The organism is Marinobacter sp. (assembly GCF_041687235.1).
GTDB lineage: Bacteria > Pseudomonadota > Gammaproteobacteria > Pseudomonadales > Oleiphilaceae > Marinobacter.
Genome location: NZ_JAWLCH010000026.1, coordinates 1 through 25,459, shown reverse-complemented (window position 1 = coordinate 25,459; position 25,459 = coordinate 1). Strand labels below are relative to the sequence as shown.

Genomic DNA, 25,459 nt, shown 5'->3' with positions numbered 1-25,459 from the left:
GGACGACATCTGTTATGCCACTCAGAATCGGCAGGACGCCGTTAAACAGTTGGCTGGCGACTGCGATCTCATGCTGGTGGTGGGCTCGCCGAACAGCTCCAACTCAAACCGACTGCGTGAGCTGGCGGAGAGGATGGGTACGCCGGCTTATCTGATTGATGAGGCCTCCCAGATCGATGCCGTATGGCTGGAGGGTAAGACCTCAGTTGGGGTTACTGCAGGTGCCTCAGCTCCGGAGGTTCTGGTGAATGATGTAATTACTCGCCTGCGAGAGCTCGGCGGGAGCGTTCCGGAGGAAATTGCCGGGTGTGAGGAGAATATTGTGTTTTCTATGCCGAGGGAGTTGCGGATTGATGCGGTAGATGTCTCCTGATTCTCTGCATAGTTGTTACATTGCCTGCCTGCGCTTTTGGGAATGGTCTTTACTGAGTGTTCTCAGAAGCCGGTGATCGCCCTTGCGTGATCCTTTTCACAAATAATCTATTCGGTGCTGCCGCTTGTCTGCAAACTCTTGCCGTTAGTCAGAGAGTGGTGGCGGTCGCTGTTCGAAGGTTTTAACTTTACCGACAGTTAACGTGGGAAAAGAGTATGTACCTGACGACGAACAACAAAGGCTTCACGCTGGTAGAGTTGATGATCGTGATCGCGCTGATCGCTGTGATTGCAGGTTTCGCCATTCCCCAGTTCGGCCGCATTATTGACAACAACCGGGTGGTTTCTACCACCAACTCCATTGTCGGATTGCTGAATTATTCCAGAAGTGAAGCCGTGCGCCGCGGTGTCCGGGTAACTGTCTCGTCCGCTTCTGACACCCTGGTTACAACTCTGGCTTCGAATGGCGATGTTATCAGGCAAATGGAGGAGGCCGACGGTGGTTTGAATATTACCGCTGGCGCTGTGACTTTCCGTGCAAACGGACTGACAACTTCAAACGCAGATGTCGCGTTTAACGTTTGTGCCGGGTCTGCTGACGGCAGAACGGTCACGGTTACACCGGGCGGACGAGTGGTAACAACGGATTTTACCTGCCCTTAACAGCGGGTTGAGTTTATGAGGTCTCCGGAGAAAATTCATGTTTCAAGTTAAATATCAACAACCCCAGCGCGGCTTTACCCTCATTGAGGTACTGGTTGCACTGCTGGTTCTGCTGGTGGGACTGCTTGGCGTCGTGGGCATGCAGTACCTTTCCTTGCAACAGGTTAACAACTCAAACCTCCGCTCTCAGGTGAATCTCCATGCACTCGAAATGGTCGAGATGATCAGATCCAATGACAACAGCGCATTACCTGCGGCTAGGGTGGATGCGTGGGAGGCAGGCCTCGAACGGGACATTCCCGGGGCGGAAGGCGAAGTGACCTTCAATGCCAACACCGTTGACGTGACCATTACCTGGGACGAACGCCAATACGGGAGTGACGCTGCGGAGCAAACGTTCACGATGACTGCGAGGTTGGTGCAATGAGTTTATCGGCAAAACAGTCGGGGCTGTCCATTATTGAGGTGATTGTTGCCTTGGCACTGTCGCTCATCATCACGCTCGGTCTGACTCAGATTTTCACTTCGAACAGCCAGAGTTTCCGTGTCTCTGAAGCGAGTGCAAGAATTCAGGAGACAGGGCGCCTGGCCACATCCATTATTGGCAGGGAAATCCGGAGTGCCTCTTATTGGGGGTGCTTGGGAAGCCAGGGTGTTCGGGATGGACGTCTGAACAGTATTCTGAACGATACAGGTTTTGATGTTGAGGCTTTGCTCCGTGGTCTGGATGCCGAAGACAATCAGGGTGTTGGCAATTCTGACATTCTTTACCTCGGAGGGATAAACGGGAACTCCGCGGTCCGTGTGACTTTTCAGCCAAGCCAGCAAGCCGCTAACCTTCGTGTTGATGACAGTGATTCCTTTAACGAGAACGACATATTAATTGTTACTAACTGCAGTGCTGGTGACATTTTTCAGGTAACCAACGTTAATACCAACAACGAAGTAGTGGTGCATAACTCGGGGAATGTAACTGACGGACCTGGAAATTCAACGCAGGCCCTGTCAACCAATTATAATGACGACCCTGACGGTGCATCTGTGTTCCGACCTCGTCAGCAACGCTTCTATCTGCAAGACAATCCCGATGGCGTTCGTGAGCTTGTTACGGATGGGATCGCTATTATGGGAACACCCACTGGTAACTTCACGACACCAGTCGCGCTCCTTCAAGATGTCGTAGATTTCCAGATCCAATTTGGTGTGGACAGTAACCAGAATGGCCAGGTCAATGACTGGGAAGACCCCATAGGATTGACTGTGGCTGGAAGAACTCAGGCTGATAACACCATTGCAGTTCGTCTGAGTGTTCTTGTTCGCTCCCCCAATGATGGAGTGACTGATGGCGGACAGGAGTACTGTTTTCCGGGATGGTTGGATTGTGTGGCCACCCCCTCTGACATGACAACAGCTGCTGCCAACGATACGTTCCTGTACCGAGTCTATTCAACAACCATTACTATGAGAAACAGGATCTGACGCTATGTGTGCATCTAACATTCGCAGCCAGTCGGGTGCTGCGCTCATCCTTTCTCTGCTCTTGTTGCTGGTGCTTACACTGCTGGCCGTTTCCAGCATGCAAGGCACCATAATGCAGGAGCGTATGGTTTCGGGTGAAAGAGAGGGCATGCAGTCACTTGAAATCGCCGAGTCCGCTCTGAGGGATGCCGAAGTCGCTCTTGAGGGCATCAATATCCTTTCGGTGTTCGACGGTAGTAATGGTCTTTTTGGTCAGGATGATGCCGCGCCTGATCCTTTGACCATGGACTGGAGTACCAGCGGAAATGTTGTTGCGGCGACCCCGGTGGATGGGGTGACGCCGCGCTATTTTATTCAGCACATGGGCGATGCGAATCAACCGGAAAAGTTGACCGACATCGTTGTAGAGGGCTACACGCACGAGACAGGCGCCGCCAATGCTCAGGCATTCAGAATTGTTGCCTGGAGTCCGGGAGCAACAGGCGAATCCCGGCGGGTAATCGAATCTTATTATGCGCGTCAGTTTTGACGATGCATCTGGAGGTATAGCATGACTTCATTCAGAGAAAGACTGCCCGCGTTCATGCTCGGGTTTCTGTTAATTGCACCTTGCAGTGGCTATGCGTCGCCCGGTGAGTTGGCGGATGAGCCACTGTATCTGGCATCTGTGATTGAGCCCAATATCATGTTTATCAAGGATGATTCGGGTTCGATGCAGTGGGAAACTATTCCCGACGGAGTGGCTAACACCAGTTACCTGTTTCCGCCGGCAGATAATATGTATGGGGGAGCAACGTACTCTATTCGCATCCCCTCTTTCGAGGACGGTAACACGTTTAACCTCGCGGGGAGGACCAGTGCGAATAATCCGTTATTTTATAACCCGCTAACCACTTACCAGCCCTGGTACAACGAGGATCGAACCCAATGGCCATCAGTCGCCCCTGATGCTGCACCTTTTAATCCGGGAAGGAGTGCGTCGGGCACGCTCGATCTTACGTCATCTCACCAGCATTTTTACTGGCGTAGCAACAGTGCTGGAGCCTTTAATCAGTGGCGCACGTACTACCCTGTGACTTTTTATGTCATTGAGGATTCATCTGGCAATTTGGTGTCAGATCCTAACAATGGTACGTATCAACGAATCCAGATCCGGGGCGGCACCGCCTATAAAAAGAATTTGGTGACTGGAACGGAGCAGACTTTAAGCTCCTTTGACTGGTCTTCTGATGTATCAAGGACTGTTACGCAAGAAGTGCAGAATTTTGCCAATTGGTTTAGTTACCACAGGTCCAGAACACTCGCTGCGAGGGCTGGTATCGGCGATGCATTTTCGCGCCAGCCCGAGAATCTTAGAATCGGTTATGGAAGTTTGAACAAGGGGAGCTCGAGTGTTGATGGTGTAAATACATCGGTCATTTCAAGCGGGGTGAGAGGTTTCTCCGGCACCGATCGGGCCGCTTTCTTTGATACTCTTTACACTTCCAATGTTCCTGCAGCTGGAACTCCGTTGAAGGGAGCTCTGGACAAAGCAGGGGAGTATTACCAGCGTACTGATAGCCGAGGCCCTTGGGGAGCAACGCCGGGCACCACCAGCGCAGAAGCCCAGCTTGAGTGCCGTCGGGCTTTCTCCATTCTCATGACGGACGGTTACTACAGTGACTCTGTGTCCGGGTTTGGCAACACCGATGGCACTGATGGCCCGACAATTGGCGATTTCAGTTATGAGGCGGTCTCTCCATTTACCGATGGCCGGAGCAACACGCTGGCGGATGTTGCCATGTACTACTGGAAGAACGACCTCCGCACGGATCTGGACAACAAGATCCGTCCTACCAAGTTAAACCCGGCATTCTGGCAACACATGACAACCTACGGGGTGGGGCTCGGGGTTACCGGTTCGGTGGACCCTGATAGCGCCTTCGCTGCTATTGAAAGTGGTGCCGATATCACCTGGCCGGGCACGGGAACGAATGCCGGTAAGATAGATGACCTGTTGCATGCCGGTGTCAACAGCCGGGGGGGCTTCTTCAGTGCGGCAGACCCGGAGACCTTTGCCAAGGACCTTTCAGGCGTCCTGTTTGATATCGTTAATATCGAAGGTACATCCACCGGCGTGACCTTTAACACAGCCACGCTGGAAACAGATACGTTACTTTTCGGAGCTCGATTTGACTCTACATCTTGGACGGGGGATCTGTTTGCGTTTGGTTTGACTCAGAACCAAAATGGTCCGCCCACGATCAATGCAAATGAATCATGGGAAGCAGCGGCCTTGCTCAACGCAAGGGATCTCACCAACGACCCCCGAAATATTATTACCAGCGACGGTACAGCTGGAATTTCTCTGACCTGGGACCAACTTAATGCCGAGCAGCAGGCGGATCTTCGTTATGGTGGCGATGACGCATTGGGTCAGCAAAGGATTAACTATCTCCGGGGCTTTTCTGTTAATGGCATGAGAACCCGTGACAGTCTCCTGGGCGATATCGTGAATTCTACCCCTGTGTATGTCAGCCGGCCTTCAAGAGACTGGCCTAATGCCGTTCCTTTCGGCACCACAGCAAACACTTATGCGGATTTTAAAGCGGCCAAGCAGAATCGCACACCAGTTGTTTACGTGGGCGCAAATGACGGCATGTTGCACGCATTCTCAGCGGATGAAAACAACGGTGGGCGAGAACTTTTCGGTTATATTCCGGAATTTATTTTCTCCGATGAAGATGATCGTGGACTGCATTTCCTGACGGATCCGGATTACCAGCATCGCTTTTACGTGGATCTTTCACCGGTGGTATCTGATGTTTATACCCAGGGTGCGGGCAATTCGGCCTCGGACTGGAGAACCATTTTGATTGGTGGTGCGCGCGCTGGCGGGCGAGGTATCTTTGCACTGGACGTTACCGACCCCACCCAGTTCTCAGAAAATACCGCAAGCAATATCGCGCTGTGGGAATTTACCAGTGATGATGATCCACGTATGGGTTATATAACCGAGCCGCCCACCATTGGTCTGGCGCGTTGGGGTAACAACGATTATCGTTGGACTGCCTTTTTCGGTAATGGTTATAATTCGCCGACACCCGCAACCGGCATATTCATGCTGGATATCGAAGGTGGACTGGATGGGGACTGGAGCGATTCGGGGGATTACCGGTTTATCGCTTTCGATACCGCTAGCGATGCTTCGGGCATGTCGGCGGTTCGTCAGCTGGACCTGACCGGCAATAGAATTATTGACAGAATCTATGCTGGTGACTTGAAAGGTAATGTCTGGGCAGCGGAGGTTCAGAACAACGGTACCTGGTCAACGGTCCATGGCAACAACAGCAACCCAGCACCGCTTTTCACGGCAACGTATGGCTCCCCAGCTGAGCCCCAGCCGATAACCACTGCACCAATGGTTGTGCGTAACCCACTTGCAGATCCCGGGAACACTGACCCGGGATTGCTGGTGCTCTTTGGCACCGGTCAGTATCTGGTGCTGGACGATACCATCAGCACTGATATCCAGTCTTTCTATGGCATCATCGACGACGGCACGTCGAACCTGAATCGCGGGGATCTGGCAGAGCGTTCCCTCGCCGAGAGCTCCATTACGGTTGATAATGTGGACTATAACGTCCGTGAGTCAGACGGTGAGGTCTTTGATGGAGAGAATGGCTGGTACGTGGATTTCGATACAGAGGTTCGTGAAAGGATCATTCAGTCACCTCAGGTCAGGGGAGATTACGTATTCGTGAATTCCACGATCCCCTCCGATGATCCTTGCTCTGTGGGCGGCAGTGGCTGGCTCATGGCCTTTGGTCTTGATGGTAGAACTCCAGACCGGGTGATTTGGCCGAAACTTGGCGACGAGTACGTGGGTTACAAAACTGAAGGTGGTTTGCCAAACCGCTCTGGTTTCCTGGGCGACTTTATGTTCACCACGCGCTCTGACAATGAAATCCTCACTGATGAAGTGGATGTCGGAGGTGACCAGTCAGCGTTAGGCAGAATGAGTTGGCAGGAATTGTACGATTGATACTGGAAATTGATCCCGTGGTCGGAAGACTGACCACGGGGTGTTTCAAATAAATACCGGGTAATAATAATGAGTGCGATCAGACGACAGTCAGGTATCACCTTGATTGAATTGATGATAGTCGTTGCTATCATCGGAATAATTGCGGCAATCGCCCTGCCGAGCTACAACCGATATGTAGAGAATGCGAGGGCTGCGGACGCAAAAAGTGCATTGATGTCCCTCGCTAATGCTCTGGAGAGATACCATACCCAGAACACAACTTACGCTGGTGCGACGATTGGCAGTGATGCAGATGATATCTTTCCGGATGAGGCCCCTCTGGATGGCAATGCCAAGTTTTATGACCTGGTGATTGATAGCCAGACAGCAACGGCGTTTCGCATCGAAGCACAACCCAAAAATGGGCAGGGAGGTGGAACGATCGCTTTGTTGTCCAATGGCCAGCGAGATAACTGGGACTGAGAGCGCCAAAGCCTTAGATCGTGACGCAGTCGATGGGGGAGCCTGAAGCGTTCTCGACTACACCATCACCATCGAAATCCCTTGCCATTTGGGGCCTGCCGCCCATGTTTATTCGAACTTGGGCGGCATACCGACTGTCGTTTGAGTCCGGGCACCAGATGAAATGCCCCAGAGTTCCTCGCGACCAACCACTGCTTTGGAACCGGAAATAATTATGGATTCCGGATCGAACCACTAAACGGCCAGTTTCCATCGGGTGCATTGCACGTATTATCTGGCTCTGGTCGACGATCTCTCTGGAGCGAGTGGGATCACGAAACGCAACGATTGGATGTGACCAGTCATTGGCACATTTCGAATCATTGCCGATTGCGCACAGAGTCACCGTTGTCTGTTCGTTGATTGCGGTATTTCGTGCAAGATTCAACGTTGCGATGAGGTCGGAAAGCGCCGTATGACGCCCTGAATGGTTCAGGAGATTTGCCGTGCCCGGGATGGCAAAGGCAAGAATGATCGCGCTAATCGCCAATACAACAGAGAGCTCAACCAGCGTGAAACCGGATTTGGAGTAATTATTCACTTGCAACATCCTTGTATGAGGTTTTTCGTCACTAACTAAAGCAAGGTGGAACGTCCTGTTCCGACCTTTGGAACCCGAATAATATCAGGTTTATTGATTTTAAATTTGTGAAACAGTCACTCCATCCCCAACTTCTTCAACCGATACCGCAGCGCCCGAAAACTGATCCCCAGCCTCTTCGCAGCCGCAGTCTTGTTCCATCGCGTTGCCTCAAGCGCCTTCTCAATAGCCTGTCGTTCAATCTTCTCCAGATACCCTTCCAGATCGATTTCACCATCGGGCACGGCAATTCCCTCTCCCTCGCCGGCCTGGCCTTCTGCAATTATTTGTGAGGCCGATGCGGCATGTTGCACTCCGTTCCCCAGGTGCAGATCCGCAGCGTCAATCTGATCGGCATCACACAGGGTAAAAGCCCGTTCCAATACATTCTCCAGCTCCCGGACATTGCCCGGGAAGTCATAGCCTTGCAGGCGTTCGACGGCTGCTGGGGTCAGGGAGGCCGGGTCGCACTCATATTCCTTCGCGATCCGCTCAAGAATGTGGTTTGAGAGCAGGGGAATGTCGTCCGGTCGTTCTCTCAGGGGCGGCACGGCCAGTTCGATCACATTAATGCGGTAGAAGAGATCCTGGCGGAAACTGCCTTCCTGGACCAGTTCAGGGAGATTCTTGTGGGTGGCGCTCAAAACCCGGATGTCGACGGGTACTTCCTTGGTGTCGCCAACGGGCCGCACGGCTTTTTCCTGAATGGCGCGGAGCAGTTTCACCTGCATGGCCAGGGGCAGGTCGGCCACTTCATCAAGGAACAGTGTGCCGCCGTTGGCGGAGCGGAACAGGCCGTCCTTGTTCTCCACGGCTCCGGTAAAGCTGCCCTTCTTGTGGCCGAAGAATTCGCTTTCCATCAGCTCCGAGGGAATCGCGCCACAGTTAACGGCGATGAACGGGCCTTCGCGGCGGGGTCCCTGCAGGTGAATCATTCGGGCCACCAGTTCCTTACCACTGCCGGACTCGCCGCTGATAAACACCGGCGCCTGGCTTCGCGCCAGTTTACGGGTCTGGTTCCGGAGTTTGCGGATCTCAGGTGATTTTCCCAGCAGCAGGCCGGGCTCATCAGACGTCTCTTCGGTGTCCGCCTTGGGTTCGGAGAGTTTCAGGGCGCTGTTCACCAGTTCCCGTAACCGGGGCAGTTCAACTGGCTTGGAGACAAAATCAAAAGCGCCGGCTTTGAGCGATTCAATAGCTGTGTCCATATTGCCGTAGGCGGTAATCACAGCAACAGGGGTGGCGGGAGAGTGTCTCTGAATCCACTGAACCAGTTCGATGCCATTACCGTCTGGCAGGTTCATGTCGGTGAGGCAGAGATTGGGCCTGTGCTGCTCCAGCAGTGTCCGGGCGCTGGTAAGATCGGCCGCTGTGAAAGTTGTTATGCCCATCCGGGTGAGGGTGATCTCAAGTAACTCTCGGATGTCCGGTTCATCATCAACGATCAGCGCTGTGTATGTGGTCATCTTTTTGTCGTCGGTTCCATGTCGTTGTTCAAGCGCCCGATATCCGCCGGGGTCAGGTCAGATCATTCGTCCCGGGTGGGCGAAGGTAATTCGGAAACAGCAGCCGGGCTTGTCGTCTTCTACCAGGGAAAGATGCGCCTGATTAGCCTCGCACAGTTCCCGGGCCAGATAAAGTCCGAGACCGGTTCCGGTCTTGTCTGTTGTAAAAAATGGTTCGAACACAGAGTTTCGGTGTTCCGGTGCTATTCCGGGACCCAGGTCGCGTACATCAATGTAGGCCCGCTCGCCATCATCCGTAGCCCCGGCGTGGATTCCGATTTTTCGCTGCCCGGAGTGCTGCTCACTGTAGCGTAAACCGTTGTCGCAAAGGTTCACCATCACCTGTTCAATCTGGCTTTTGTCGAACCGGGCGGGCGGCAGTTGCGAATCAATTTTCAGAATGATGTTGGCCGTTGTGCAATCTTCGTCCTGAGTCTGCAGAAAATCTTCACGGAATTCCTGGAGCCAGGGGGCGAGTTCAATGAGGTCCGCGTTGGCCGCCCTGCGACGGGAGAGGTCCAGAACATTCTCAATAATACCATTCACGCGGCGGGAATGGCGCCGGATGATCTCGAGCATCTGGCGGTCGCCTGGTTCGAGGTTCGGCGCTTCTTCCATAAGCTGTGCGGCGTGGCTGATCGCGCCCAGCGGATTGCGGATCTCATGAGCTATGCCGGCGGTCAGCCGGCCCAGCGAGGCCAGTTTCATCTGCTGGGCCTGCTGGGTGACTTTGCTCATGTCCTCGATGAACACAAGGATCTGGTCGCCCCGCTCTCGGTCCAGTTGGGTAAAGTTCGCCTGTAGCAGAGGGGAGGTTGGCGAAGGTTGGAACGGCTCAATTCGTTGTGTTGGGTCCTTCAGCCAGGCGTCCAGACCCTGTTTGAGGGGTTTGGGTAACACGGTTGCGCGCTGGTGAATCGGTACCGAGGTTTTGGGGGCACCGTATAGAAGCTCCTCGGCGGCGGCGTTGGCAAGACGGATCTGACCGAAACGGTCCAGTACCAGAATGCCGGTCCGCATACGCTGGATGATTTGCTGGTTGATCTGCTCCAGTTCGGCAATGCTTCGGGCGCGGCTGCTGGCCAGTGCCTCGCTGCGCATCATTCGGCGGGAGATGCTCTGCAGCACAAATGCTGCTGCAAAGTAGAGGATGCCCAGGGACCCGGCCCGGACAATATCGTCGGCTGACTCTCCGAGGGCCAGAACCGCCCAGCCTGAAATTCCCAGTGAGCAGATCGCGGCCAGAGCCGCATAAAAGGTGCCCATTCGGCTAGGCGTCAGGATGTTGCCTGCCGCCACCGACACGATCACCAGGTTGGCCAGGCCGTTGGTGATTCCCGTGCTGGTCAGCAACAGGCCATGCATGATGAGAATATCCAACAGGATCGAGAGTGTAATGTGGCGCTGGCTCGGGTGGAATCCGGCCACCAGGAGCAGGGCAATGAATGCGTTCAGGCCCAGATAGGCGGAGACGCCTGCCTGGTAATAATCCTGCAGCCGAAAACGCATGTCGAAATTGACAGGGTCGACGAACAACAGCGCCACCAGCATCAGGCTGACCACCAGACGGTAGTGGTTGTAGATCCTGAACAGTTTTGCCTGTTGCTGTTCGGAAGGGTTTGAGGGCCCCTGGCTGAGTGTTTCAGCCGACTGTGCTGGTGTATCTGCTGCCATGATTTACAGGAATCCGCTGTTGGTCGGAAGAAATCCACGCCTGTGCGGGGTTATAATAGCCTTTTCATGGCAATGAGTTACAGGAGCCGATTTATGTCCGTGTCCGGAAAACAGGCCGCATCCGGGGTGTCTCCCAGAAAACTGCGGGTGGTAATGGCCCAGCTGGATTTTCTGGTGGGCGATATCCCCGGCAATACGGAGCTCGTCCTGGAGGCTGCGCGCAGGGCATCGTCGGAGCATCAGGCGGATATCGTGGTTTTTCCGGAGCTGTGCCTGACGGGTTACCCGCCGGAAGATCTGCTGTTACGGCCCAGCCTGGAAGTCAGGGTCAACGAAGCGCTGGAACGGCTGCAGGCAGAGGAGCTGGAGGCGGCGATTGTGATCGGGGCGCCCTTGCGCCAGGGTGCACTACTGTACAATGCGGCTGTGGTGATTGATGGTGGAGAGATTACTGGCCGGTATTTCAAGCGTTTCCCACCGAACTATCAGGTGTTTGATGAAAAGCGGTACTTCGCCGAAGGCAAGGATGTCCTGACACTCGACATTCGCGGCGTTCCGGTCGGAGTCACCGTTTGTGAGGACCTCTGGAAAGAGGGTCCGGTGGAGGACTGCGCTGCCAAGGGCGCCCGGCTGATCCTGAACCTGAATGCATCCCCCTACGACATCGATAAGCAGACCCGCCGAAAAGCGCTTCTGGAGCGCAAGTCCAGGGAAAATCTGGTCAGCATCGTGTACGTGAACCTGGTGGGCGGCCAGGACGAGCTGGTGTTCGATGGTGGCTCTATGGTGTTTGACCATTCGGGTGTGCTGACGGCGGAGGCCCCTCAGTTTGGCGAGGGCCTGTACCCGGTCGATTTCCTGTGCGACCACCATTGCCAGCCTGTATCCCAGTCTCTGCCGGAGGAGCCGACGCTTGAGGCAAATGTTTATAACGCCCTGGTGACGGGTGTTCGGGACTACGTGAACAAGAACGGATTCAAATCCGTGGTTCTTGGGCTTTCCGGTGGCATTGACTCGGCGGTAACCCTGGCGGTCGCGGTTGATGCCCTGGGCAAGGATCGTGTCCGGGCGGTGATGATGCCGTTCCGTTACACCTCCAGCATGAGCCTCGAGGACGCAGAGGCTGAGGCTGTTGCGTTGGGGGTTCAGTACGATGTGTTTTCCATCGAGCCCATGTACGACGCATTCATGGAAACTCTGGCAGGGCCTTTCGAAGGCACTACCCCGGACACAACCGAGGAAAACCTGCAGGCGCGTCTGCGCGGTGTTCTGCTGATGTCCCTGTCCAACAAATTCGGTTCGCTGGTGCTGACCACCGGGAACAAGAGCGAGATGGCGGTGGGCTACTCAACCCTCTATGGCGATATGGCCGGTGGCTTTGATGTGCTCAAGGATGTGCCCAAAACCCTGGTATTCCGGTTGGCCAAATACCGCAATACGCTCCCCGGCGGAGAGGTCATCCCCGAGCGGGTTATTACCCGGCCCCCTTCGGCAGAGCTTGCTCCGGACCAGAAAGATGAGGATAGCCTGCCCGGCTATGATGTGCTGGATCAGATCCTGAACCTATACGTGGAGAGGGACTTCAGTTCGGACGCCATCGTTGCAGAGGGATTCGAGCGGGTCGACGTGGAGCGGGTTATCCGCCTGGTGGATATCAACGAGTACAAGCGGCGTCAGGCACCGATCGGTGTGCGGATTACCGAACGGGGATTTGGCAAGGACCGGCGTTATCCGATCACCAATGGCTGGAAGAGTGGCAAGTAGTCGAGGAGCTGGGGTCAGACGAGATGTTCACCTGACCCCAATTTCAGCGTTTACTCGTCGCCCATCAATCCAAAGGTGACAACGTTCGTCAGTGAGCGGTTTTCTCCCTTTAGCAGATCCACCTCAAACTCGCCATCGGCATTGAACGCGTCACTTTCCGGGAAATTGGTACGGAGCGTGGCGATCGCGTCCTGCGAACCTTTTTTCAGATCCAGGAAGCGAAAGGTTTCTGCAAGTATGATCAGGGCTTCTTCGGTAACCGTGGCCGTCGGATAATTCTCGATGATGTATCGCGCCCGGTTGTTGGCAGCGACGTAGGCCTGGCGTTTGATGTAATAGCGGGCCGCGTGAATTTCCAGTTCGGCCATACGATTTCGCACGGCAATCATTCGCTGGCGGGCATCCGCAACATACTGGCTGTCCGGGTAGCGGTTCAGCAGCTCTGAGAAATCCTGGAAAGATTGCAACTGTTCGCCGGGATCCCGGGCCGCAACGTCGATCGGGAAATAACGAGCCGCAAGCCCGATGTCCAGGTTATAGGAGGCAAGACCGCGCATGTAGAGCGCGTAATCCGCGTGATCACTTTGCGGGTTCAGCCGCAAAAAACGGTCGGCCGCGGCGCGGGAACCCTCAAGATCCAGGTTCTGGTAGCGGGCATAAATCAGGTCAAGCTGGGCCTGCTCGGCATAGCGACCGAAGGGATAGTAGGTTTCCAGGGAGTCCAGGTTCTGCTCCGCCTCATTGAAGTTGCCGGAATTCATCGCCTGGCGGGCGTTCTCGTAATAGGTCTTTTCCGGAAGCACTTCTTCCTGCTTGTTGGAGGCGCAGGCACTGACAAGAACAACCAGTGTGGAAAGTAGCAGTAAACGAAGACCTGATCTCATTCCGGAATCCCGTATAATGTCGATTAATTCAAGGGCAGCCATTGTAGCGGGGAAGTGGCTCTATGTGCAGAGGCATCTGAAGAGCAACGCCCGCTGTTTCAAATAATCTGACCAAAACGTAACACACACAGGCCCTGGGGGCTTAATGTCATCTGAAAATCGAATCCTTGCCAACTTTGTTGTGCCGCCGGAATTGAGTGACCGGCGTCTCGACCAGGCCGCCGCAGAGCTGATGCCTGAACACTCCCGTTCCCGATTGCAGTCATGGATCAAAAGTGGCGCCTTGACGGTGAATGGTGAGGTGCGAAAGCCCCGGGACAAGGTGATGCTGGATGATCGCCTGGCGCTGGATGCCGAGCCGGAAGCCCAGGTGAGCTGGCAGGCCGAGGAAATCTCCCTGGATATCGTCTACCAGGACGAACACTTGTTGGTGATCAACAAGCCTGCGGGCCTGGTGGTGCATCCGGCTGCCGGCCACGCCGACGGAACCCTGGTGAATGCGTTGTTGAACTACGCGCCAGAAGTGGAGAATCTGCCGAGGGCGGGTATCGTTCACCGCCTCGACAAAGACACCTCCGGCATCATGGTTGTGGCCCGAAGTCTGATTGCCCATACGTCCCTGGTCGATCAGCTTCAGACCCGAACCATGGGCCGCGAATATGAGGCCGTCGTTGTGGGCACCCTGACCGGCGGTGCAACCGTTGACGCACCCATTGGCAGGCACCCCAGGGAGCGGAAGAAGATGGCGGTGGTGGCCTCAGGCAAACCGGCGGTCACCCACTATCGGTTGGTGGAGCGTTTTGCCGCTCACACGCACGTTCGCTGCAAACTGGAAAGCGGCCGAACCCATCAGATCCGTGTTCACATGGCCCATGTAAAACACCCCCTCGTCGGAGACCCGCTCTACGGCGGTCGCCTGAGGTTGCCCAAGGGAACGACCGAAGAGCTTCGAGAGGCCCTCTCGGCGTTCAACCGCCAGGCCCTTCACGCCCGGCAGCTGACCTTGGAACACCCAGAAACCGGTGAAATCCTGACCTGGGAAGTGCCCCTGCCTGAGGATATGGTTGCGCTGATCGACGCTCTGCGCAAACACGCCCGGGAGCTGGAAAACCGTGACTATTGAAGGGGGCGCCCTGAAACCGGACTGGTCCGCGCCCGATAGAGTGCGGGCCATCAGCACAACCCGCGCCGGCGGCGTCAGCGGTCGACCGTGGAACAGTCTTAACCTCGGTAGCCATGTCGAAGACAACCCGAAACACGTACAGGAGAATCGGCGAAGGCTCGCCGAGTCCATCGGACTGGATAGCGACCGGATTGGCTGGCTCAACCAGGTACACGGTACAGAGGTTGTTGAGCTGACACCGGATAGCGTCGGGCAACCCCCTAACGCTGACGCCAGCTACACCCGTCATCCGGGCATCGCCTGCGCCATCCTCACCGCTGACTGCCTGCCCGTTATACTTGCTGATCGCGAAGGAACCGTCGTCGGCGCCGCCCACTGCGGCTGGCGAAGCCTGTGTGGAGGCGTTATCGAGAATTTGGTGAGTGCCATGGCCGTTGCACCCGAAACCCTGCACGCCTGGCTCGGCCCGGCTATCGGACCGGGCAGCTTCGAAGTCGGCCCGGAAGTGCGTGACGCCTTCCTCGAACATGACCCGAAAGCGGCCCGCGCTTTCAAAGCCGAAGGCGCTCGGTCGGGTCATTTCATGGCAGATATCTATGCCCTTGCCACCCTGAGGTTAGATCACCTCGGCGTTTCCAACGTAGCTGGCGGTCGCCTGTGTACCGTTCAGGATTCAGATCGGTTTTTTTCATACCGCAGGGATGGCCAGACCGGGCGGATGGCGACGCTGGTTTGGCTCGTAGACTGAATGCCTAACTTGCAGCGGCTAGCTTGAGCTTTTACTGAAAGGTTCGGGGGCTGGTGCAGGGCTGCATTCCAGAACTGTCTGCAGCATGGATGCTGCAGCCAAGCCTACAGGGATGTATCTACGGCGTGTTCTGGAATGCAGCCCTGCGCCAGACCTGCACCCAGCCCTCAATCTCAAACTGACGGCCGTCAATTTTCTGACGAATACACCGAAGCCCCGCTTGAAGTCCCTCTACTTGCCCCTACATTAACTGTCAAAGCAATCGAATATCCGCCACCAACGGCACCCTGGTATTCGCAGAAATTTGGGGAAAGTACACATGAGAATCGACAAGCTGACCAGTAAGTTGCAGACCGCCCTCGCGGATGCACAATCCATCGCGGTCGGAAAAGATCACAACTTTATCGAGCCGGTACACCTGATGCAGGCACTCCTTGATCAGGAAGGTAGCGCCATCAAGCCCCTGCTCAAGCAGGCCGGCGCAGAGCCCGGACGCATTCGCCAGGCGATCGCCCGGGAAATTGAAAACCTGCCGGAAGTTCAGGGATCGGCCGGCGACGTCTCCATGTCCAACGACATGGGCCGTCTTTTTAATATCGCCGATAAACTCGCCCAGAAGCGAAAAGACCAGTATATCTCCAGTGAACTGATGCTGTTGGCGGCCCTGGAAGACCGAGGCACTCTTGGTCGGGTACTTCGAGAGCAGGGCGTCGACAAAGCGGCTCTGGAAAAGGCCATCGACGACATTCGCGGCGGTGAAGCCGTGAACGATGCCAGTGCCGAAGAAAACCGGCAGGCCCTGTCCAAGTACACCATCGACCTCACCGAGCGAGCCGAGGCCGGCAAGCTGGACCCGGTGATTGGTCGCGACGATGAAATCCGCCGCACCATCCAGGTTCTTCAGCGCCGTCGAAAAAACAACCCGGTCCTCATCGGTGAGCCAGGCGTGGGTAAAACCGCCATTGTCGAAGGTTTGGCCCAGCGCATTGTCAACGGCGAGGTGCCCGATGGCCTCAAAGACAAGAAAGTTCTGTCGCTGGATATGGGCTCCCTGATTGCCGGTGCCAAGTTCCGGGGCGAGTTCGAGGAGCGCCTGAAAGCGGTTCTGAACGAGCTGTCCAAGCAGGAAGGCCAGATCATCCTGTTCATCGATGAAATCCACACCATGGTCGGTGCCGGTAAGGCCGAAGGTTCCATGGACGCCGGCAACATGCTCAAACCGGCACTGGCCCGGGGTGAGCTGCACTGTGTGGGCGCGACCACCCTGGATGAGTACCGTGAAAACATCGAGAAAGACGCCGCCCTTGAGCGTCGCTTCCAGAAAGTACTGGTCAGCGAACCCAGCGAGGAAGATACCATCGCCATCCTGCGCGGCCTGAAAGAGCGGTATGAGGTTCACCACGGTGTCGAGGTTACTGATGGTGCCATCATTGCCGCCGCCAAACTCTCCCATCGTTATATTGCCGACCGGCAACTGCCGGACAAGGCTATTGACCTGGTGGACGAGGCCGCTTCCCAGATCCGTATGGAAATGGATTCCAAGCCTGAACCTCTGGATCGCCTGGAGCGACGCCTGATTCAGCTGAAAATCGAGCGTGAAGCTCTCAAGAAAGAGACCGATCCGGCCTCGAAAAAGCGCCTTTCCGAGTTGTCGGACGTGATTACCGGCGTTGAGCGTGAATATGCGGATCTGGAAGAAGTCTGGAATACCGAGAAAGCGGCTCTTCATGGTTCCCAGAAGATCAAGAGCCGCCTGGAACAGGCCCGGATTGATCTGGAGAACGCTCGTCGCGCCGGTGATCTCGGCAAAATGTCCGAACTCCAGTATGGACAGATCCCTGAGCTGGAGCGTCAACTGGATATGGCCAGCCAGGCCGAGATGATGGAAATGAAGCTGCTACGGAACCGGGTAACCGACGAGGAAATCGCCGAGATTGTCTCCAAGTGGACCGGCATTCCGGTGTCCAAGATGCTCGAAGGCGAGCGTGACAAACTGATGCGCATGGAAGAAGCCCTCCACGATCGTGTCATTGGCCAGGATGAGGCGGTTGAAGCGGTATCCAATGCGGTTCGCCGCTCGAGGGCCGGTTTGTCCGATCCCAATCGCCCCAACGGCTCATTCCTGTTCCTTGGTCCGACCGGCGTGGGTAAAACCGAGTTGTGCAAGGCTTTGGCCTCCTTTCTGTTCGATACTGAGGAAGCCATGGTGCGCATTGATATGTCAGAATTCATGGAGAAACATTCCGTTGCCCGCCTTATCGGTGCGCCTCCAGGATATGTGGGTTATGAGGAAGGTGGCTACCTGACCGAAGCGGTTCGCCGTCGGCCCTACTCGGTATTGTTGCTGGACGAAGTGGAAAAAGCCCACCCGGATGTTTTCAACATCCTTCTTCAGGTGCTCGAGGATGGTCGCCTGACGGACGGCCAGGGCCGCACTGTGGACTTCCGGAACACAGTCATCGTCATGACCTCAAACCTTGGCTCGGACATCATCCAGCAGAAAGCCGGTGAAGAGAATTACGAGTCCATGAAAAACGCCGTGATGGAAGTGGTGGGTACGCATTTCCGCCCCGAGTTTATTAACCGCGTGGATGAAGTGGTGGTATTCCATCCTCTGGCCGAAAGCCAGATTCAGGGTATTGCGAAGATACAGATCGAATCCCTGAGCAAGCGCCTGAAAGAGCAGGATATGAAGCTGGAGCTGGATGATGCCGCCATGGAGTTGCTGGCGGAAGTGGGCTACGACCCGGTATACGGTGCACGGCCGCTGAAGCGGGCAATCCAGCGTATGATCGAAAATCCGCTGGCCCAGCGGCTGCTTAAGGGAGAGTTTGTGCCGGGGGATGTCATCAAGGGGACGGTGGAGGACCATCACCTGGCATTCGCCAAGGCCTGATTTGAAAGCCGGGGTCAGATGAATGCTTTCATCTGACCCTTTTTTAAATCTACTGCTCTGCAGGTCCGCAGCTCTCCTCAGCCATTCGCTCGAATTCTGCCCGTTTCTCGGCTATCTCTTCTTCGGAGAGATAGCGCTGCTCGCCATTCTCCTCGACCCGGATGCGTGCGTTGCGGTCAATCACTTCCAGATTGGAACGTGCTGTTGCGCAATTCGCCTCCCGCTGTTTTCTGCGAGCCTCATCAGCGGCAGTTTCCTGGCGTTGTTCTTCCTCTCCAGCTTGCTGTTCCTGCAGGTTTTGCAGGCGCTCCTGCGGGCTCTGTCGGCTCCCGGAAGCATCCGATGAGGTACCGGAGCGAACATTAACCCGTTCAGAGGTTGCCCCCGTGGGCTGCCGGTCGCCAAAATGGGTAACCCCGTTTTCATCAGTCCATTTGTAGACAGAGGCGCTCATGGCGATACCTGGTACAACGGCCAGTAATAAGGTCAGCATCAGGATTTTTCTGTTCATGGCTTTACTCGCGTATGTTCACTGCTCCCGGGCAGGCAGACAACCTGGATAAACCGGGCCCGTTTTGTCTCAATTCATTATTGCCTATCATGCCACCGGTACCGCAGATTTTCTTCTGTCTGGTTCAAATCTTTGTACCGGATTCGTGCCGATTATGGCAGACCTTCGGCCAGTATAGGCACAGAAACCCACAGCGGCTATTGACAGGGAGTTTCCCGCTGTCAGAATTACCGATTGCCTGAAGACTGGGGTCAATACGGCAGGCAATCCCGAGCGAGTATCCCCCATCAATTACCACACTGAACGCGCCGCGCATCCGTCGCGGGATGGTTGTTGCTTACGTGCAACCCGTTGATTGGCCGTTCTCCGCAACCCTCAGGAGGGCGGCTGGCCAGGAGACAACCTCTTAACAAGGTGTGGAGGAGCAGCCGGTTCCGCTTTCAAAAGAAGCATGGACACCGTGAATCCAGGCAACCGGGACCCGTCCCGGCTCATTCACTCGTAGAAGAGGGTAGAAAATCGTGGAGTTATTGTCTGGCGCCGATATGCTGATCCGGTCCCTTCAAGATGAGGGTATCGAATACATATACGGCTATCCGGGTGGTGCAGCCCTTCATATTTATGATGCGCTGTTCAGGCAGGACAAAGTCAAGCACATTCTGGTAAGGCACGAGCAGGCGGCGGTCCATATGGCCGACGGCTACGCCCGCGCGACCGGAAAACCAGGCACCGTACTGGTGACCTCGGGTCCTGGAGCCACCAACACCATCACCGGCATCGCCACCGCATTCATGGATTCCATTCCCATGGTGGTTCTGTGCGGGCAGGTTGCGTCCACGCTTATCGGCGAGGATGCGTTCCAGGAAACCGACATGATGGGCGTCTCCCGTCCGGTGGTTAAGCACAACCTCAGTGTCCGCCACCCTGAGGAAATCCCGGAAATTATCCGCAAGGCGTACTACATTGCCGCCACGGGCCGTCCCGGCCCGGTTGTCGTGGATATTCCCAAGGACATGACCACGCCGAACGAGCGGTACGAGTACGCTTACCCCAAGAAGGTCAAGCTGCGTTCCTACAACCCCGCCATACGCGGCCATGCTGGTCAGATCAAGAAAGCGGTCGACATGATGCTGGCGGCCAAGCGTCCGATCATCTACGCCGGCGGCGGTGTAATTCTTGGCAAGGCATCGGATCAACTGACCGAGCTTGTCCGGATGTTGGGTTACCCGATCACCAATACCCTCATGGGCATTGGCTGTTACCCGGCCAGCGACAAACAGCACCTGGGCTGGCTCGGGATGCACGGCACCTACGAGGCCAATATGGCCATGCACCACTCGGACCTGATTCTCTGTGTGGGGGCCCGCTTCGATGACCGGGTCACCAATGCCACCGAGAAGTTCTGTCCGGGCGCACGCATTATCCATATCGACATAGATCCGGCCTCGATTTCCAAGACGGTTGATGCAGACGTGCCGATTGTTGGCCCGGTAGACGCCGTGCTCAAGGAAATGCTGTCGCTGGTCAAAGAGGCAAAGGAAAAGCCTGATGCAGACGCAATCGCCTCCTGGTGGAAGCAGATAGACGAATGGAGGGCCTTCCATGGCATGCGTTATGAGACCAGCCCGGATGTAATCAAGCCCCAGGAAGTGATTGAAATGCTGTGTCGCCTGACCAAGGGCGAGGCGTTCGTAACTTCCGATGTTGGTCAGCACCAGATGTTTGCGGCCCAGTACTACAAGTTCGACAAGCCCAACCGCTGGATCAACTCTGGCGGTCTCGGCACCATGGGCTTCGGTTTGCCGGCGGCCATGGGGGTCAAGCTGACCCATCCGGACGATGAAGTGCTGTGCATAACCGGTGAGGGCAGTATCCAGATGAACATCCAGGAGCTGTCCACCTGCAAGCAGTACAATCTGCCAGTAAAGATCATCAACCTGAACAACCAGGCTCTGGGTATGGTCAAGCAGTGGCAGGACATGAACTATGAGTCCCGTCATGCCGAGTCCTACATGGAATCGCTGCCCGACTTCATCAAGCTGGCGGAAGCCTACGGCCACAAGGGTGTCCGGATTGAGAAGAAGGAAGATCTGGAGACCAGGCTGAAAGAAGTGCTGGCGATGAAAGACGAGCTGGTATTCGTGGATATCTACGTGGATCGTTTTGAGCACGTGTATCCGATGCAGGTTGCCCGGGGTTCCATGAAGGATATGTGGCTCAGCAAGACGGAGAGGGTCTGATCATGCGTCGAATCATTTCTGTTTTGCTTGAAAACGAGCCCGGCGCCCTGTCACGGGTGGTTGGTCTGTTTTCCCAGCGTAACTACAACATCGAAACACTTACCGTGGCACCGACCGAAGACGAGACGCTGTCCCGTCTGACCGTAACTACCACGGGTTCGGATAAGGTGATCGAGCAGATCACCAAGCAACTGAACAAGCTGATCGAAGTCGTCAAACTGGTGGATCTGACCGAAGGCGCCCACATTGAGCGTGAGCTGATGCTGGTCAAGCTGAAAGCCACCGGTTCCCAGCGTGCCGAGATCAAGCGTACGGTGGATATTTTCCGCGGCCAGATCGTGGATGTGACCAGCTCCGTCTACACGGTTCAGTTGGCGGGTGACAGCGAGAAGCTGGACGGCTTTATTCAGGCCGTTGGCACATCGGGCGTACTGGAAGTGGTGCGCAGCGGTGTATCCGGTATCGCCCGGGGCGAGAAGGTGCTCAGCCTTTAACGGTTTCAAACAGGTTTTGAACATCATGGCCTCACGGGGCCATCACAAATAACAGAGGTTTCTCATGCAGGTTTATTACGATAAGGATTGCGATCTTTCCATCATTCAGGGCAAGAAAGTTGCCATCATCGGCTTCGGTTCCCAGGGCCACGCGCACGCGTGCAACCTGAAAGAATCCGGCGTTGATGTCACTGTTGGTCTGCGCCCTGGTTCTTCCTCCATTGCCAAGGCTGAAGCCTACGGCCTGAAGACCAGCGACGTGCCGTCTGCCGTTGCTGCTGCAGATGTGGTCATGGTCCTGACCCCGGACGAGTTCCAGGCTCAGCTCTACGCCGCTGAAATTGAACCGAATCTCAAGCAGGGTGCAACACTGGCTTTTGCCCACGGTTTCGCCATCCACTACAACCAGATCGTTCCGCGCAAGGATCTGGATGTGATCATGGTTGCACCGAAGGCGCCAGGCCACACGGTTCGCACCGAGTTCGCGAACGGCGGCGGTATCCCTGATCTGATTGCGATCTTCCAGGATGCCTCCGGCAATGCCAAGAATCTGGCTCTGTCATACGCAAGCGGTATTGGCGGCGGTCGTACCGGTATTATCGAGACCTCCTTCAAGGACGAGACCGAAACCGATCTGTTCGGTGAGCAGGCCGTTCTGTGTGGTGGTACCGTCGAGCTGGTCAAGGCCGGTTTCGAAACTCTGGTAGAAGCCGGTTACGCGCCGGAAATGGCCTACTTCGAGTGTCTGCACGAGCTGAAGCTGATTGTCGATCTGATGTACGAAGGTGGTATCGCCAACATGAACTACTCCATCTCCAACAACGCGGAGTATGGTGAGTACGTGACCGGACCGGAAATCATCAACGAGCAGTCCCGCGAAGCCATGCGCAACGCGTTGAAGCGCATTCAGAGCGGTGAGTACGCCAAGATGTTCATCTCTGAAGGCGCTCTGAATTACCCGTCCATGACTGCGCGTCGTCGCCAGAATGCTGCCCACGACATCGAAGTCGTTGGTGAGAAGCTGCGCGGTATGATGCCGTGGATCTCCGCGAACAAGATCGTGGATAAGGACAAAAACTAAGCGGAATTCCGTCTGGTTTTGAAAAACGCGGCCCGGGTGGCCGCGTTTTTCGTATATACTCCGCCCAAACGCTTTCCGGAGTAATGGGAATGACTGAAGAAAGAAAATCCGCCGACGGCAAGCAGAACCCGGACTATGAGATAGAGGCCGGGGAAGTGGTTGAAGAAGAGCTGGTGGAGGGGGCCCCCGTTCGCCGGAAGGGCATCTACCTGCTGCCCAATGCGCTCACAACCGCCTCGCTGTTTTCCGGCTTCTACGCCATTGTTTCTGCGGCGAACGGCGTCTTTGATAATGCCGCAATTGCCATATTTGTCTCAATGATCCTGGATGGTCTGGATGGCCGGGTTGCCCGGATGACCAATACCCAGAGTAAATTTGGCGAGGAGTATGACAGCCTTGCTGATATGGTGGCTTTTGGTGTCGCCCCCGGGCTCGTTGCCTTTTTCTGGTCGCTGAACGCTTTTGACAAGGTTGGCTGGGCCATTACGTTTATTTATGTAGCTGGTGCCGCTCTGCGCCTGGCCCGCTTTAACACCCAGATTGGTTCGGTCGACAAGAAGTTTTTCGTTGGCTTGCCCAGTCCGGCCGCCGCCGCGTGTGTTGCGGGACTGGTCTGGTGCTTCCACCTTTTCGAACCGTCTACCTGGCTCACACTACTGACCATGGTGGTGGTTGGAGGTACCGGTGTCCTGATGGTCAGCAATATTCTGTACCGCAGTTTCAAGGATCTGGATCTACGTGGTCGCGTTCCTTTTGCCGCTATTCTTCTTGTTGTTCTGGTGTTTGTGGTGATCGCGCTGGATCCGGCCACCGTACTCTTCACCGGATTCCTGATCTACGGGTTGTCCGGACCTGTTCGTGCCCTGTTCCGTGGCAAGCCCCGGAAAGCGCCTGGCACGACCGACTGAATCATGGTTTCCCGGGCTTCCGTCGAGAAGCCCGGGAATTTTCTTCGCAGTCTCCGGTCAACGCCTTACCTGGCTGATGCCCTGACGGAGACTTTGCATGTTTATCAAGAAGCGCCCATCCTGGGCCATAGCCCACTCCGACATTACCCCCGAATCGGTATACCTCAATCGCAGGCAATTCATGTCCGGCTCTGTGGCGGTGGCCGCTGGCCTGTCAATGCCAGGTCTGCTTTCCGCGGCAGAGCTTCCGGTTCCCGGGGAAGCCCTGGATTATGTTGCGATGCCTCGTTACTCGACTGACGAGGAAAAAACACCTCTGGAAGACGTCACGCAATACAACAACTTCTATGAATTCGGAACCGGGAAGGGTGACCCGGCGAAGTATGCCGATGAGATGACTGTTGATCCCTGGTCTGTGGTTGTTGAAGGGGAGTGTGAGCGCCCGGGCGAGTATGCGTTGGAGGATCTCCTCAAGCCTCACGAATATGAGGAGCGCGTGTATCGCCTCCGGTGCGTGGAAGCCTGGTCCATGGTGATTCCCTGGATCGGTGTGCCGCTGGCAGACATCCTTAAAAGATTTGAGCCAAACTCGCGTGCCAAGTATGTCTATTTCGAAACCCTCTACGATCCGGACCAGATGAGAGCACAGCGTTCACTGTTCAGCACCATTGACTGGCCCTATCAGGAAGGCCTGCGGATGGATGAGGCCATGAACGAGCTGAGCTTTCTGGCGGTCGGGTTGTATGGCAAGACCATACCGAACCAGAACGGTGCACCGATCCGGCTGGTCGTTCCATGGAAGTATGGGTTCAAGAGCATCAAGTCGATCGTCAAGATCCGCTTCCAGGAGGAGCGGCCAAAAACCACCTGGGAAATGCTTGCCCCCCAGGAGTACGGGTTCTATGCCAACGTCAATCCCGAAGTTGACCACCCAAGATGGAGTCAGAAGCGGGAGCGGAGGCTGCCTTCCGGGTTGCTTTCGCCAAATTGGATGGAGACCGTAAAGTTCAACGGTTATGGAGAGCAGGTTGCGGATCTGTACAAGGGCATGGATCTGAGGAAGTTCTACTGATGCGCGGAGCACGAGCGATGGGGCGTCCCGGTTTCCTGGTGGCTTTCCGTCTTGTGGTGGCGTTGTTGGCCAGCCTCCCCTTTCTCGTGCTGGTATTCAATATTGCGGGGCAGAACCTCGGGCCGGATCCAGGCCAGGAAGTCACCGAATCTCTTGGGCTTGCGGCGTTTCAATTGTTGATAGCAACCTTGTGTATGACTCCCCTTAAGCGATGGACGGGTTGGGGTGGCTGGATCCGGGTCCGACGGATGCTTGGTCTGTTTGCGTTTTTCTATGCTGTGCTCCATGTATTCGCTTTTTTGCAGTTTATTCTCGGTTGGAGTGACCTCTGGGCCACGTTTACCAAGCGGCCCTATATTGTGGCAGGTGCATTGTCTTTTCTTATGCTGATTCCTCTGGCTTTAACTTCAACCAGGGGAATGATGAAGCGGCTGGGTAAGAGCTGGAAGCCACTGCACAAGCTGGTCTATCTGATTGTCATAGTTGCCTGGGTCCATTTTATCTGGCAAGCGAGAAGCGATATTGGTGAAATGGTCGTTTATGGCCTGGTGATCTTGGGTCTGTTGGCGCTGCGTTGGAAATGGGGTGGGGTTCGTGGTTTGATTCCCTTTGCCTGGGGCTGATTTTTGCCTGAAAACTGAACGAAATGATCAGTGCCTGATCAGTGAAGTACGTGGAAACCGAGATCGTTATAAATTAATTCAAAAACCTCGTTGACAGTTTTGCTGACGCCTGTAGAATGCGCACCACTTCTGAGGGACAAGCCACTAACGGCAACCTCCCGAACGAAAGCAACTGTTTGAAAGTGCTGAAGAAAACGAGTTTTAAAATTCTTCAGATAAACGGTTGACAAGGCAGCGGAACGATGTAGAATACGCGGCCTTGATTGAGCAACAGCTCAAACGCTCTTTAAAAAGTTGACCAAGTAATTCGTGTG

The 25,459-nt window shown here is 55.4% G+C and carries 21 protein-coding genes and 1 pseudogene; 17 read left to right on the top strand and 5 right to left on the bottom strand.

The window, feature by feature from the left end; translation table 11 throughout:
* From ispH to ACESMK_RS19405, 7 genes and pseudogenes are all read left to right on the top strand, one after another.
* Nucleotides 1-373, top strand: a pseudogene (ispH, locus tag ACESMK_RS19435) (4-hydroxy-3-methylbut-2-enyl diphosphate reductase); the annotation flags it as partial.
* Between the two features lie 215 nt (nt 374-588).
* A complete protein-coding gene (locus ACESMK_RS19430; RefSeq protein WP_373002152.1) occupies nt 589-1,035 on the top strand; it encodes a GspH/FimT family pseudopilin in 447 nt (148 codons plus the stop codon).
* A 37-nt stretch (nt 1,036-1,072) separates the two neighbouring features.
* Nucleotides 1,073-1,462: a type IV pilus modification protein PilV gene (pilV, locus tag ACESMK_RS19425; protein ID WP_373002150.1), complete on the top strand. Its 390-nt coding sequence runs from the start codon at nt 1,073-1,075 to the stop codon at nt 1,460-1,462.
* Nucleotides 1,459-2,514 (top strand): PilW family protein, encoded by a 1,056-nt coding sequence (locus tag ACESMK_RS19420; RefSeq protein ID WP_373002148.1) that lies wholly within the window; start codon nt 1,459-1,461, stop codon nt 2,512-2,514. Before pilV ends, ACESMK_RS19420 begins: the two co-directional genes overlap by 4 nt.
* A gap of 4 nt (nt 2,515-2,518) precedes the next feature.
* Nucleotides 2,519-3,043 carry a PilX N-terminal domain-containing pilus assembly protein gene (locus ACESMK_RS19415; RefSeq protein WP_373002146.1) on the top strand — a complete coding sequence of 175 codons (525 nt, stop codon included), beginning with the start codon at nt 2,519-2,521 and terminating at the stop codon, nt 3,041-3,043.
* Nucleotides 3,044-3,064: 21 nt separating this feature from the next.
* Nucleotides 3,065-6,538 carry a pilus assembly protein gene (locus ACESMK_RS19410; protein ID WP_373002144.1) on the top strand — a complete coding sequence of 1,158 codons (3,474 nt, stop codon included), beginning with the start codon at nt 3,065-3,067 and terminating at the stop codon, nt 6,536-6,538.
* Nucleotides 6,539-6,607: 69 nt separating this feature from the next.
* Nucleotides 6,608-7,003, top strand: a complete 396-nt coding sequence (locus tag ACESMK_RS19405) for a type IV pilin protein (protein WP_373002142.1) — start codon at nt 6,608-6,610, stop codon at nt 7,001-7,003.
* 13 nt (nt 7,004-7,016) lie between these two features.
* On the opposite strand, the gene ACESMK_RS19400 is transcribed toward ACESMK_RS19405, so the two are convergent.
* The 3 genes from ACESMK_RS19400 to ACESMK_RS19390 form a co-directional block, all read right to left on the bottom strand.
* Nucleotides 7,017-7,583 carry a GspH/FimT family pseudopilin gene (locus tag ACESMK_RS19400; protein ID WP_373002140.1) on the bottom strand — a complete coding sequence of 189 codons (567 nt, stop codon included), beginning with the start codon at nt 7,581-7,583 and terminating at the stop codon, nt 7,017-7,019.
* A 116-nt stretch (nt 7,584-7,699) separates the two neighbouring features.
* Nucleotides 7,700-9,088 (bottom strand): sigma-54-dependent transcriptional regulator, encoded by a 1,389-nt coding sequence (locus ACESMK_RS19395; protein WP_373002138.1) that lies wholly within the window; start codon nt 9,086-9,088, stop codon nt 7,700-7,702.
* A gap of 57 nt (nt 9,089-9,145) precedes the next feature.
* Entirely contained in the window at nt 9,146-10,801 is a 1,656-nt protein-coding gene (locus tag ACESMK_RS19390; RefSeq protein ID WP_373002136.1) for a sensor histidine kinase, read from the bottom strand.
* 93 nt (nt 10,802-10,894) lie between these two features.
* On the opposite strand from ACESMK_RS19390, the gene ACESMK_RS19385 reads away from it, so the two are divergent.
* Entirely contained in the window at nt 10,895-12,565 is a 1,671-nt protein-coding gene (locus ACESMK_RS19385) for an NAD+ synthase (protein WP_373002134.1), read from the top strand.
* Nucleotides 12,566-12,615: 50 nt separating this feature from the next.
* Here the strand turns inward: ACESMK_RS19385 and ACESMK_RS19380 are convergent, their stop codons facing one another.
* Nucleotides 12,616-13,449, bottom strand: a complete 834-nt coding sequence (locus tag ACESMK_RS19380; protein WP_373002132.1) for an outer membrane protein assembly factor BamD — start codon at nt 13,447-13,449, stop codon at nt 12,616-12,618.
* Between the two features lie 145 nt (nt 13,450-13,594).
* On the opposite strand from ACESMK_RS19380, the gene rluD reads away from it, so the two are divergent.
* The 3 genes from rluD (at nt 13,595) to clpB (ending at nt 18,216) form a co-directional block, all read left to right on the top strand.
* Nucleotides 13,595-14,572: a 23S rRNA pseudouridine(1911/1915/1917) synthase RluD gene (gene rluD / locus ACESMK_RS19375; protein ID WP_373002130.1), complete on the top strand. Its 978-nt coding sequence runs from the start codon at nt 13,595-13,597 to the stop codon at nt 14,570-14,572.
* Nucleotides 14,562-15,320 (top strand): peptidoglycan editing factor PgeF, encoded by a 759-nt coding sequence (gene pgeF, locus ACESMK_RS19370; protein WP_373002128.1) that lies wholly within the window; start codon nt 14,562-14,564, stop codon nt 15,318-15,320. Before rluD ends, pgeF begins: the two co-directional genes overlap by 11 nt.
* Nucleotides 15,321-15,639: 319 nt before the next feature.
* Entirely contained in the window at nt 15,640-18,216 is a 2,577-nt protein-coding gene (gene clpB, locus ACESMK_RS19365) for an ATP-dependent chaperone ClpB (RefSeq protein ID WP_373002126.1), read from the top strand.
* Between the two features lie 49 nt (nt 18,217-18,265).
* Here clpB and ACESMK_RS19360 read toward each other — a convergent pair whose 3' ends face one another.
* On the bottom strand, nt 18,266-18,727 hold the full coding sequence (locus ACESMK_RS19360) for a DUF4124 domain-containing protein (RefSeq protein ID WP_373002124.1): 462 nt from the start codon (nt 18,725-18,727) through the stop codon (nt 18,266-18,268).
* Between the two features lie 521 nt (nt 18,728-19,248).
* Here ACESMK_RS19360 and ACESMK_RS19355 point away from each other — a divergent pair.
* The 6 genes from ACESMK_RS19355 to ACESMK_RS19330 all read left to right on the top strand — a co-directional run bounded on the left by ACESMK_RS19355 (nt 19,249) and on the right by ACESMK_RS19330 (nt 25,145).
* A complete protein-coding gene (locus ACESMK_RS19355; RefSeq protein WP_373002122.1) occupies nt 19,249-20,967 on the top strand; it encodes an acetolactate synthase 3 large subunit in 1,719 nt (572 codons plus the stop codon).
* Between the two features lie 2 nt (nt 20,968-20,969).
* Nucleotides 20,970-21,461: an acetolactate synthase small subunit gene (gene ilvN / locus ACESMK_RS19350; RefSeq protein WP_008170692.1), complete on the top strand. Its 492-nt coding sequence runs from the start codon at nt 20,970-20,972 to the stop codon at nt 21,459-21,461.
* 64 nt (nt 21,462-21,525) lie between these two features.
* The gene (gene ilvC / locus ACESMK_RS19345; RefSeq protein WP_373002120.1) at nt 21,526-22,542 is read left to right on the top strand and encodes a ketol-acid reductoisomerase; all 1,017 of its coding nucleotides are present in this window, start codon (nt 21,526-21,528) and stop codon (nt 22,540-22,542) included.
* Between the two features lie 89 nt (nt 22,543-22,631).
* Nucleotides 22,632-23,450, top strand: coding sequence for a CDP-diacylglycerol--serine O-phosphatidyltransferase (gene pssA / locus ACESMK_RS19340; RefSeq protein ID WP_373002118.1), 819 nt, complete (start codon nt 22,632-22,634; stop codon nt 23,448-23,450).
* Between the two features lie 97 nt (nt 23,451-23,547).
* Nucleotides 23,548-24,522: a protein-methionine-sulfoxide reductase catalytic subunit MsrP gene (gene msrP / locus ACESMK_RS19335; RefSeq protein ID WP_373002116.1), complete on the top strand. Its 975-nt coding sequence runs from the start codon at nt 23,548-23,550 to the stop codon at nt 24,520-24,522.
* A gap of 38 nt (nt 24,523-24,560) precedes the next feature.
* On the top strand, nt 24,561-25,145 hold the full coding sequence (locus tag ACESMK_RS19330; RefSeq protein WP_373002114.1) for a sulfite oxidase heme-binding subunit YedZ: 585 nt from the start codon (nt 24,561-24,563) through the stop codon (nt 25,143-25,145).
* Nucleotides 25,146-25,459: the final 314 nt, after the last annotated feature.